The following is a 10979-nucleotide window of genomic DNA, read 5'->3' on the forward strand; positions in this document are numbered from 1 at the left end:
GTTTTATAGTATGTTTATGGGGATTATTGCAGTGCAGACGCTTGAGAATAACGTTGAGTATAGTGCTGGAGAATTACAGACCTGGCTAAGCACCCGAAGCAGGATATGCTCAACTGTGCTATGGCGTCGCGCACTAGAAGAAAAAGAGGCATTCGAGGTCGGCGAGTTCACTTACAAGTTACAACCAACGGCCTCTGGTCGTTATTTAGTAAAAAAGATCGCCACTATGGAATTAATCAATCCACAACGCAAACCAATGAGCATCAAGCGAGCCGCAAAGTGGACTGTCATTGCGCTTGGCCTAGTAGGAATTTGCTTAACATTGATTATCCTCACGAAATAGTTTTGTTATTGACGCGTAGGTGGTAACAACCACCATTTTGTGGATGGAGCTCATATCATGACAATGCAATGGCTCGTTTTGATGATTGTGCTCATTGCCTCCAGCATTTTCATGGAGAACCAACATCAGGACCAACGTACATCCGACTACGCTACCCTCGACTCACTGGGTCGCGGCTTTCTGGTGTACCGATCTGCCGCTACCGAATATGCCCAGGCCAACCCGGGCTTCAGCGGAGTACCGAGCGATTCTGCGCTCAACCTACCTGGGTGGTTTGTGAAACCTGTGGGCGTAGGTTCTTACATCTCATCAGGAACGGCCTATACTTATTTTGATGGGGTTGCACCGTCAGGCTTGCCTTCTGTGCTGGTAGACCTGACAAAGACAACTACCGTTGGTTTAAAGCGTTCAGGAATGCTGATTTCACAGATAACTGGGGCGACCGGTATAGCAATTCCGTCCCCTGTTCCCGAAGGTGCGGTCGTCGCAGTCAATTAGTCTGAGTCGACCGACTTTGAAAGGCGCCGGGTTGCATAAGCTCCGGCCTATCAACATAATGATCACAACAACGTTTCCACCCCGTTGGCTACTGGCGGTCATCAGTAGCGCCCGGTGATGCGGCTTGCCTCATCACCAACCCCAAAGCACGCATAGCTCCGGGAAGGGCGTGCGGACCTGGTTCAGAGCTCTCCCTGTGTCTCCCTGTTCAAGCCAGACACGCAGCCGTCTAACTCGTGAATTGCGAGTTCAAAGGCACATAGGGCTCTGTTGAGGTTCGAAGCACCGTAGTCTAAGGGCCACACTGGTGTTGTGGCCCACACTTTTTAAAGCTCACACAATAGGTAGCCTGATCATCTTGCAAAGGATGATCAGGCTACCTATTGGTAGCTGCTTTTCCTTGCCGGTGGCCCGCCGGCGAAACGCAGGGCTCCCTTTGTGCGCGGATGCGTGCCTTATGCTAGCTGGCCTCAGCCACGATAATCGGCCAGGTGTTGGAAGTAAGACGTTCAGATCACAGCCCAGGGATCAACAACGCCTTCATCCCGCACAGGTGGTATTTTTTTCTGAAAGACGCTACTTACTACATCCGAGAGTGACTGTTGACCCAGCTACTCTCGGTAGCTTCTCCTGTCGACCTGAACCTTCTTTGCCCTCCGCGAAATATCCCTCTCCGCTTGACACATCACCATCCCCCCTTCGATGATATGGACGTGCTTTGCTGACGTCGTCAGCATCATGCCCAGGCAGTCAGGATCTTGAAGACTGCGACACGATGTTCGTGTCAGATCCGCCCAAGACCGCTGAGCTTCTGGTAGCGCGGTCGGTCGACAATCGTCGATGGAAGCACCTTATGCAACTCACCTCGCGGGGAATCACTTCCCCAACGGGGTCAGTGGGTTCTCCGCATTCAACCTGCAGGAGAATCACCATGTCCAAACTTGCTTATGGCTTCGGTTTCGCGCTTGGCACCATCACGCGACAGTTTCTGCGTGCGGTAAAGAAAACCAGCGCTGCGCCCACAGCTATCCATACCAAAGCAGCTCCGTTGCTTCCACCGCCCTGCGTACCTGAGCGTCTCGTACGTGAGATGGATCATGTACCGGCAATAACTCGTAAAGGTGTCGACCTGAACCTTTGGTACGCGGCTAACACTCGAGTGGTCGAAAAGCCAGCTCGGAAACCGCGTAAGAAGCCAGCTGCACGCTCGTTGGTGCCAGCAACTTGCTAAGTCTGCGTCCTTCGCCTCTGTAGGGAGCCTTCCCAAAGGGAAGGTTTCCTCAGAGTTTTCACGGTAGGGGCTTGACAAGCGACAATCGTATTTCCATGATCTGCACATGTATCGCTGACGTCGTCAGCAACATGCCCAAGTAGTCTGGATCCGCAAGACTACGATGCGGTTTTCTGCATTGATCCACTCCCAAGATCGCCATAGCTTCCGGTAGCGCGATCAGTCGACTTAGTCGATGGAAGCACCTTTCCCACCCATGACGGGCCTACCCCGTCAGGGCAGGCCTCTCACTTTTGGAGGTCTGATGAAAACTGAACTGGCTCTCTACCAGGCGTTGATTTCGATTAACGTCCCGGAACAGAAGGCAAATGCTGTTATTGAAGCTTTGGAGACCGACATGCTTTCACGTTTGGCTACCAAGGCAGATTTAACTGCTCTTGCTGCAGAGTTCAAATCTGAGATTTCACAGCTTGAAGTCAAGCTCACCATTCGCATGGGCGTCATGTTGTCTGCAGCTGTCGGTGTAATGATTGCTGCAATGAAGCTGATGCATTAAACAACCTTAAGCTCCACCCACCCTCGCGGGGAATACTTTCCCCCTAGGGCGAAGTGTTTCTCCGCTTTCTGTTATTTCGAAACTGGAGAATCACCATGAGCACTAATCAATCCAACGAAGCAAAATTCTTCGACCTTCACACCACTGGTATCGGTTATCTCAACCGTATCCGTGAAGTGAAACCTCGCGGCAAAGGTAAGCCATTCATGGCAGTTACCGTTGCGGCTCTGCGCGGCTCGATGGATGATGCCGAGTATTCCTATATCGACTGCAACGTGGTCGGCGCTGAAGCTGAAAAGCTGATTCGTCGCAGCCAAGCAGCCGTTGAAGCCGGAAAGAAGGTCCTTGTGAGCTTCCGCATCGGTGATATCTGGACCGACGCATTTACCTACGAGAAAGGCGATAAAAAAGGTCAACCTGGAGCAAGCCTCAAGGGACGCCTGTTGTTTATCGGCTGGATCAAGGTGGATGGCCAAACCGTCTATGAAGCAAAGCCTCGTGAAGTAGAACCAGTTGTTGAAGACGGCGAAGCGGAACCTGAAGCACAGCTCGCAAGCGAAGAAGCATCCGAGCCAGTAGCAGAGGAACAATCCAAGCCAACGCCCGCTAAACAGCAGCGTACGGCATCTTGATTCACTTTGTTGAAAGGCACCCTTCGGGTGCCTTCATTATTATCAAAGTCCGCAGGGAACACCTCCCTTCCGGGCACGGTGATTCTCGTCCGTTGGAGACTCACCTTTATGAACACGTTATTTACGCAATCTCTCGATATACGCGTTGCTTATGCAAAAGCGGAAATCTATGGCGACGAGATTACCCAATATGAGGCTGAGATCGAGGCTCATATTCTGGGTGCCGACGCGTACCGCGCCGGCCAGCCGATCGTACCCGAGCTGTTCAAAACCGTTCCTGCGCTCAGTCGAGCTTGGGGCGAAGGAGTGAACGCGGCCATTAATGGTGGCGGTTGGTCACGCTTTACTGAAGAAGACCAGCAGCAGCTAATAACACCGGAACCATACATTGTGTCGGATTTTGCATACGGGAAACTTGCATTCGCCGAGTGCGGTATCGAGTACCCCCTCCAAATACTGAAGAGCGCTGCGGGCTATTACATTGGTACCGCTGATGAGTTTGAACCGGTATCAAGGGAGTCCGAAGAATACTACCGCAGCGAATATGCCGCGAAACAAGCTTTTGACCTCAACCTCTGGACACAACGCCACGTGTGCTGGTCCTGACATAACCAAAACATACCTAACCGGGAAACCACTTCCCGGACGGGCCGGGTGGTTTCTCACACCTGGAGATAAACATGCAAAGCACCACTAACCTCGTGTCGTCTGACCTGCTCAAGCTCCCGGTCGTTTTAACACCCCGGGCCTGGCAGGAAGCGGTGCATATTGAAAACCCTCAGGATGCAAGTGTTGTCAGTGAGCGACTGGGCGAAGTTGTCCTGGAGGCCTACCGAGAACTGCACTTGCAACCTGACAGCACACAGATCCATTTCGGCCTCTATCGTTTATTGCCTGCCGGCAATAGCACTGATCGAGTCTGGCTGGACCTAAAACTTGACCGTATAGAATCACCGCCAGGCGTTTTCTATCTGTACATCTCACTCAAGGAAGAAACTCATACTTCTTGCCCGTAATCCTTCGACAATCACAGCACTGCCCAAAGCCCGACACCTGTCGGGCTTTTTTCATTCGTAGCAGTGTGGAGCTGCCCATGATCAACATCCCCGGCCAACTGGCCATCCGTACCATCAGCGGCCGTAATGGCGAATTCAACGTCGGACGGCTTTCGACCTCTATCGGTGAGTTCGTGATCAAAGACGCACTCCTCGATCAGTACGATGAAGGCAAATACCGAGGCGACTTTCTGATAACGGAGATCCGTCCTTCGTATTACTCCACAGCAGGCCGCCTGATCGTTGAGATCCGTGCAAGGCTGGAAAGCATGAGCCTCGACGACGTCGACAATCTGACACCAGAAGACGCCGCCAGGCTCTCGCCAAACGAGCCTGACCCTATGGATGAAGAGTCTTCTTCCAACCTCTCCAAGCCTGTGCAGCGTAATAATCCGCCCGCCCTACCGGCCACCAATAAACAGGTATCAAAAGAGGATGCCCCGTTCGGGATGACCCCGACCGGCGCAACCAACGACCTCGAGGCAGATGCCGAGTTGTTCGGCACAATCTGGCCTCTAAGCTATACAGTCAGGCTGGACACAACTGTTGATCGTCAGCAACTACGCCAACAGTGCAGTCGGCTCTCGGAGCTCGGCTATTTACACAACTTCAAACTGCAGGTATGGAATATCTCCAATACCTAACGATGCCGGCGATACGCCAAGCCAATCGGCACATTCATGAGAGGCTCCCTCCTGGGCGCTCCTCGACTCAACAGGAGCAGCACATGAATCTAATCTTCAATAACCTGACCCAACAAATCCTTGAAAACATCGAAGATCAGCTCGCCAATAACGAGGTATCGACGAATGAGGAGCTTTGGGACTTCTTCGTAGAGGAGCTCGAAATGACGGCAGAACAAGCCGATGGCGCCGTTGCCCTTCGCCCCAAATACCTGGGGCAAATCTTTCTCACTGGGCACAGCCCACTATTTCAAAACGAGACGGTCTAGTTTGGCGCGGGGAGTCAGATCGATCTGGAGGGCATCACCATCAGGCTTTGTGTTAACGACAGAAAAGCCCTCCCAAAAAGGAAGAAAAGTATAATATCGCACATAAGAACGCCGGTTTGTTAGATGTGTTTGCTCGCACGAACATCATCAATCAAATCGGCGTTCTTGTTTCTGTGTTGCCCGGAATTCCTTGAAGGTAAGCGTCCGGTAAACACGCCTTCCTGACGCCAACGCCTTAATAGTTGAGATCGGTAGTAGACCACGCCGCACGCTTGCGACGCTTTAGCTGGCGCTGAGATTGAGCGGATGCTTGAACAACGTGACGTGGCCTAGGCCGCGATACAGGACAGGTTAGGAAATTCGCGGCCTCATCCAGACGCTGAGTTAGGCACGCGTCTGCAGTGCCCTGTTTACGTAAAGAGATGAGTTTAGCGACTAGATCAATTAGGCGAAATTCTAGCAAAGAATCCCGCCTAATCCGGTAGTCAGGCCGTCCTAGCGCGATTTGTGGCAACAATTTGCTCATCTGTAAACTGACTGCCGGGAACCATAAATTTTGCGATAAGTGCGTCTCGGTTTTGAGGTGCCCGTACCTTGTCTGCCGCCTCCAGCGCCATCTTCAGCTCCGGCAATGTTAGCTCGGTGCAGTAGGCTGGTGTTCCTGGTTGCTGACGCCACGAATCTTCAAGGCTACCAGCGGCAAGCGCGATAAAGCCCGTATCCTCAACGAGATCCTGCGCGACGGCCTCTGCATGAGTGTCATCCCCTGCTACATGTAAGCCAATGCGTGTCGAAGATCCAGTTGGTTGCCGATTGTCGGCAAGAGTCGCTGCAAGGACGGCGTTCCAAGCCTTAATGACCGGGCGGCTAAACTGCTCGCTTACCCAAACGTTCACGGGCTTGCCGTCGTCAACTTCTATGATTGCCCCGTCGCGTCCCGGATAGTAATTGGACGTGTCAATGACAACGACTTTCTCGGGGACATTCTTTAACGTCTGTTTGAGATCTGGATATTTTGGGAAGGGTATCGAGAGGATCACAACGCCTACCTCGGACACTGCCTCTTCCTTGGTCACAGCGTGTGCGCCGATTTCACTGACCAGGTTTTGAAGGCTTTCGGGGCCTTTCGAATTTGCCAGCTTAACTTCATGGCCGCACGCGACGAGCTTGCGGGCAAGGGTAGCCCCAATATTGCCGGCGCCGCTAACTCCGATTTTCACTTCAATAACCTCCTCACCCACAACCAATATTCAAGTTGCTACCTGGCTAGGTGTGCGAATGAATCAAGCGTGTCGCAAAGCCGCTGCGATCTGGGGTGAGCACGCATGTCGCTTGACTCAGGTAAATACGACTCTTCAAGAATGAAAGGTTACGCTGTCGGTAATCGGCACACGATGCCAGCGTCTAGCGGCATCCAAATTACCGCCATTCGCCCCTTTTGGGTCGGTAGCGACGACCACTTTCGACAATCGGTGTTAATGGTTAAGCCTCAGTCCGTTCCGCATCTCAACGGTGTCATCGACCTAACCCCTCACATCGAACGGCACTCTCGAGCTCCGTATCGCCGAGCATCATTTCAAAACCCGCGGTTTCTTCCTTACGAGATAGTTCAGTGATTAAGGAATCAGAATTTGCGATGAAAATATTGACCGCGGCCGGCGTTAAAAAACTAGGTAATTATGTTACTCAGCAGCGTTGCGAGGAGTTTGAGGTAATTTCGTGTCTGTGCTTAGCGACACCGCTACGTAGCGTAAATTTTTAGCTAGCCGTATTATTTTTGACGACGGATAACGAGATAGCTACAGCAGAATTACAATTCTGACACAATCCCAGCGGAACCTTCTTTTTTTGAGCCGTGTCAAAGTAGGCTGTTGACTAGCACCGTATCGCCGGCTAGAGGAGACGCAGGTCTGCAAAAAATCGCATACCAACAACATACTTTCATCCTAAACTACAATTAGTTTAAATGAGTTTTATTAGCCGTTCTGAAAGGTAGGATCCATATTTGTGTTTTTGTTTGTAGCGATGAGAATCTAGATTGAAGCCAACCACTACATTAGGCAAGGAGAAGCATGTGGGATCCAATCACGCTCATGGCGGTGCCGCTCTACGTGAAGGACACCAGAAAAAACTACTCATGGCGCTTGCCCTGACTGGTATTTTTATGATTGCGGAGGTTATCGGAGCATGCGTTACCGGCAGCCTAGCCCTGCTGTCTGATGCATCACATATGCTCACAGATACTGCTGCTCTGGCAATTTCACTGATTGCTCTCCAAATAGCCAAGCGGCCAGCGGACCAGAAACGGACTTTTGGATATGCTCGCATAGAGATCCTAGCCTCAACGTTCAATGCCTTATTACTCTTTATGGTCGCTGCCTACATTTTGTACGAGGCGTATCAGCGCTTGCTAGTACCGTCGGAGATTGCTACCGGTGCGATGATGTGGATCGCAATTGGGGGTCTTTTTGTGAACCTGATATCGATGCGTCTGCTCTCCTCTGCCAGCAGTGAAAGTCTGAATCTCAAGGGAGCCTATCTTGAAGTCTGGAGCGACATGCTTGGTTCATTGGGCGTGATCATAGCGGCACTTGTCATCCGATTTACAGGTTGGAGCTGGGTCGATACGATTGTCGCCGTAGCAATCGGTATATGGGTGTTTCCACGTACTTGGCAGTTGTTGCGCGAAAGCTTGGGGGGTACTTATGGAAGGGGTACCCGACAATCTCAATATTGCGGAAATAGAGTCCCTGATACTTGGAGTAGATGGGGTCATGGAGGTCCATGATCTGCATGTTTGGGCTCTAAGTAGTGGCCGCAATATCCTGACGTCGCACGTAGTCGTGCGAGATTCATTAAATCGAGATGTTATTCTCGCATCAGTCATTGACGCGGTGAGTAAATCGTTCGAAATTCATCACTGCACGATTCAAATGGAGCAAGCAGCCTTTCATGATAATGCTCCGAAGCCTTCACACTAGTCGTTTTTTTGATGACGCTAATTGTTGTATTTGCAGGCAGAAGCCCTAAGAAAAATCGACTTAAGATGCGTTCCCCAAGACTATACGCGCTTTTAAATATGCATTACTGCCACCTCTAAATTTAACGACTAATCGAGTTGACCGGCGGCCAATATTAAAGGAGCCTTCAGGCAGATTCGCCTGCTACGCGCACTGAAGGCATCCGCCAGCTTTGGCCTTAAAAACCTTACCATTGACAGATTCTCGATTATTCCAAACAATCAATTTATCATAACTATCAATAATATTGCGCAAAAATTACAAATTTGCAAAGCTTACGCGCATTTAGCCAATTCGCGCTAGGATCAGTTATTATTGAGTTAATGTAATGCGCATGAAAATAAATAATGAAATTAAACACCAAGCACACAGCAGTACTACCAATCAGCGTATAACCACACTGGCGGCCGATTGGACTATTATTTTACTCACATCCTGAGATAAGTTATGCGCGTTCTAGTTGTGGAAGACGAAACCAAAAACGTAGAATACCTTCAGCAGGGCCTTTCTGAAAGCGGGTACATCGTAAATATAGCAAACAATGGTGTTGATGCCGCTCACTTATTCAATACTAATATTTATTCGTTTCTGCTTCTCGATGTGAACCTCCCTGACATCAATGGCTTGGACCTTTTGGAAGTCATTAGAGAAACCAGCCGGGTCCGCGTCATTATGCTGACTGCCTGGGGACGAACCAACGACAAGCTCAAGGGTTTGGACGGTGGCGCAGATGACTACCTCGTCAAGCCCTTCGAGTTTCCCGAGCTGCTTGCTCGCATGCGCTCGCTGCAAAGACGTGGCGACGAGCTTTTTGAGAAAAACGCGCTGAGAATTTCGGATGTAGAGCTCGACTCTGTGCGCCATCGGGTGTTCCGTGGATCTACACGCATAGACCTCAACACCAAGAAATTTGCTCTCCTGCACCTTCTCATTAGTCGAGCTGGCAAAGCACTTACACGCTCTCAGAGCATCTGGCTGATATGGGACATGAACTTTGACTGCGATAATAACGTTATTGACGTCTCTATCCGGCGATTACGCTCGAAGATCGATGATCCATTTGAGACCAAGCTCATACATAAACTTCGAGGCATAGGGTACGTTCTGGAGGAGCGCGCATGAGGCCGTTCAGTCTGGCTGTGAAGCTGGGATTCAAAGTCGGTTTGATGAGCGCAGCGCTGCTCCTCCTTTTCGCCACCTTTGGGTATGTGATGGTGAGCCAAGCTCTCGAGAGAAACTCCCGAATGGACCTCGAAGTGAAAATGGCGGGTATGACTCACAACCTATCCGCTATCACTAGTATCGCTGATGTCAATCCAGACGCGCACCAGCTAGTTGACTTGGTCATGGGGCACAATAATCTGTACGTCAGCATCTTTGAGTCAGGACAAACGCAAACTCCACTGCTCTCAATAGGTTCGAAGGCAGTCAACCTGGAAGTGCACAAGTTCAAGCCAACCGAGCAGGTTAAACAGCACGAGTGGCGTGACTCCACGGGTCGCCCGCTACTTAGCGCTTCGCGAGTAATGAATCTAGGCGATGGAACCGAAGTTAGTGTGTTCATGACCATGGACCAGTCAGCCAACCAAGCCCTGCTCGATGCATTGCTAACCTGGGCGCTGATGGTCTCGCCTCTTATTCTCTTGCTGATCTTGGCCATTGGATGGTGGACTGTGCGCAGAGGACTACTGCCTCTGACCAAGTTCTTGAGGATTGCCTCGAAAATTTCCACCGAGAGCCTTGATCATCGCCTACCAACGAAGGGGATGCCGGCAGAACTGAAGAAGCTCGGCGATGGAATCAATATCATGCTGATGCGTCTAGATGATGGGGTTCAGCAGCTATCGCAGTTCTCGGACGATCTTGCTCACGAACTGCGTGCACCTTTGTCCAATCTCATGGGTAAGGCTCAGGTTGCGCTGACCCGGGAAAGGTCTCTTCCTGAGTACCGAGAAGTCTTGGAGTCGTGCACGGAAGAGTTGGACCGCATGAGTCGAATGGTTTCCGACATGCTATTTCTAGCCCAGGTCAGCCACCCCGCGTCAATGGTAGAATTCGAAAATGTCTGTTTGCTCGACGAAATTCAGCGGGTCTGCGACCTCTTCAGCATTACGGCCGAAGAAGGCGAAATACAACTCCAGCTCACAGGAAATGGCGTGGTGCGTGGCAATCAGATAATGATTCAACGAGCCATCTCGAACCTTGTCTCGAACGCGATTCGCTACTGCCCAAGAGGCCGGACGGTTTACGTGAAAGTTCAACGCGGTGCTAACGGAACTACCTTGAGTGTTGGTAACCCGGGGCGCGGAATCGCCAAGGAACACCAGGTGCATTTGTTCGAGCGGTTCTACCGTGTAGACAAAAGCCGAGCACGAAATGAAGGTGGTACGGGTCTGGGCCTAGCTATAGTACAGTCAATTATGGGATTGCATCAGGGTTCTGCGAGCGTAGAAGTGACTGATCAGAATTTTACCTGGTTTCACCTCAACTTTCCCGACACCCAAATGAAGCAAACGCAAATGGGCGCAGCCTAGGTCCCGTATATGGAGGGGGCCGATTTTAGAAGAGCTCTCTTTTTTACTTGAAAGCTTTAATGCCTGAGGGCTGCCGTATTGTTTTGGTCTTTAGCTCGACGTCTAGAGGGGAAGGCAGCCCTACCCGAAAATATGGCGAGCAGCCACATATACCGCGC

At 51.0% G+C, this 10979-nt stretch carries 12 protein-coding genes and 1 pseudogene; 12 read left to right on the forward strand and 1 reads right to left on the reverse strand.

The window, feature by feature from the left end; genetic code table 11:
• From YA0848_RS35030 to YA0848_RS35070, 9 genes are all read left to right on the forward strand, one after another.
• The coding region (locus YA0848_RS35030; protein ID WP_198731574.1) for a hypothetical protein at window positions 1-343 on the forward strand (343 nt) is incomplete at its 5' end.
• 57 nt (window positions 344-400) lie between these two features.
• Entirely contained in the window at window positions 401-841 is a 441-nt protein-coding gene (gene pilM, locus YA0848_RS35035; protein ID WP_019818097.1) for a type IV pilus biogenesis protein PilM, read from the forward strand.
• A 931-nt stretch (window positions 842-1772) separates the two neighbouring features.
• On the forward strand, window positions 1773-2072 hold the full coding sequence (locus YA0848_RS35040) for a hypothetical protein (RefSeq protein WP_073451708.1): 300 nt from the start codon (window positions 1773-1775) through the stop codon (window positions 2070-2072).
• A gap of 304 nt (window positions 2073-2376) precedes the next feature.
• Entirely contained in the window at window positions 2377-2628 is a 252-nt protein-coding gene (locus YA0848_RS35045) for a hypothetical protein (protein ID WP_008437363.1), read from the forward strand.
• Window positions 2629-2723: 95 nt separating this feature from the next.
• Window positions 2724-3260, forward strand: coding sequence for an STY4534 family ICE replication protein (locus YA0848_RS35050; protein WP_019818099.1), 537 nt, complete (start codon window positions 2724-2726; stop codon window positions 3258-3260).
• A 108-nt stretch (window positions 3261-3368) separates the two neighbouring features.
• A complete protein-coding gene (locus YA0848_RS36885) occupies window positions 3369-3866 on the forward strand; it encodes a hypothetical protein (protein WP_019818100.1) in 498 nt (165 codons plus the stop codon).
• A gap of 74 nt (window positions 3867-3940) precedes the next feature.
• Window positions 3941-4276 carry a hypothetical protein gene (locus YA0848_RS35060; protein WP_019818101.1) on the forward strand — a complete coding sequence of 112 codons (336 nt, stop codon included), beginning with the start codon at window positions 3941-3943 and terminating at the stop codon, window positions 4274-4276.
• A gap of 77 nt (window positions 4277-4353) precedes the next feature.
• A complete protein-coding gene (locus tag YA0848_RS35065) occupies window positions 4354-4959 on the forward strand; it encodes a DUF3275 family protein (protein ID WP_019818102.1) in 606 nt (201 codons plus the stop codon).
• An 83-nt stretch (window positions 4960-5042) separates the two neighbouring features.
• Window positions 5043-5267, forward strand: coding sequence for a hypothetical protein (locus tag YA0848_RS35070; protein WP_019818103.1), 225 nt, complete (start codon window positions 5043-5045; stop codon window positions 5265-5267).
• Window positions 5268-5752: 485 nt separating this feature from the next.
• Here YA0848_RS35070 and YA0848_RS35075 read toward each other — a convergent pair whose 3' ends face one another.
• Window positions 5753-6493, reverse strand: coding sequence for an NADPH-dependent F420 reductase (locus tag YA0848_RS35075; protein ID WP_073845723.1), 741 nt, complete (start codon window positions 6491-6493; stop codon window positions 5753-5755).
• Window positions 6494-7341: 848 nt separating this feature from the next.
• Here YA0848_RS35075 and YA0848_RS35080 point away from each other — a divergent pair.
• The 3 genes and pseudogenes from YA0848_RS35080 (at window position 7342) to YA0848_RS35090 (ending at window position 10821) form a co-directional block, all read left to right on the forward strand.
• A pseudogene (locus tag YA0848_RS35080) lies at window positions 7342-8248 on the forward strand (cation diffusion facilitator family transporter).
• A 486-nt stretch (window positions 8249-8734) separates the two neighbouring features.
• The gene (locus YA0848_RS35085; protein ID WP_019818106.1) at window positions 8735-9409 is read left to right on the forward strand and encodes a heavy metal response regulator transcription factor; all 675 of its coding nucleotides are present in this window, start codon (window positions 8735-8737) and stop codon (window positions 9407-9409) included.
• Complete coding sequence (locus tag YA0848_RS35090; protein ID WP_019818107.1) at window positions 9406-10821, forward strand: heavy metal sensor histidine kinase; 1416 nt, start codon at window positions 9406-9408, stop codon at window positions 10819-10821. Before YA0848_RS35085 ends, YA0848_RS35090 begins: the two co-directional genes overlap by 4 nt.
• Window positions 10822-10979: the final 158 nt, after the last annotated feature.

Source organism: Pseudomonas sp. S4_EA_1b (assembly GCF_016307435.1).
GTDB lineage: Bacteria > Pseudomonadota > Gammaproteobacteria > Pseudomonadales > Pseudomonadaceae > Aquipseudomonas > Aquipseudomonas rhodesiae.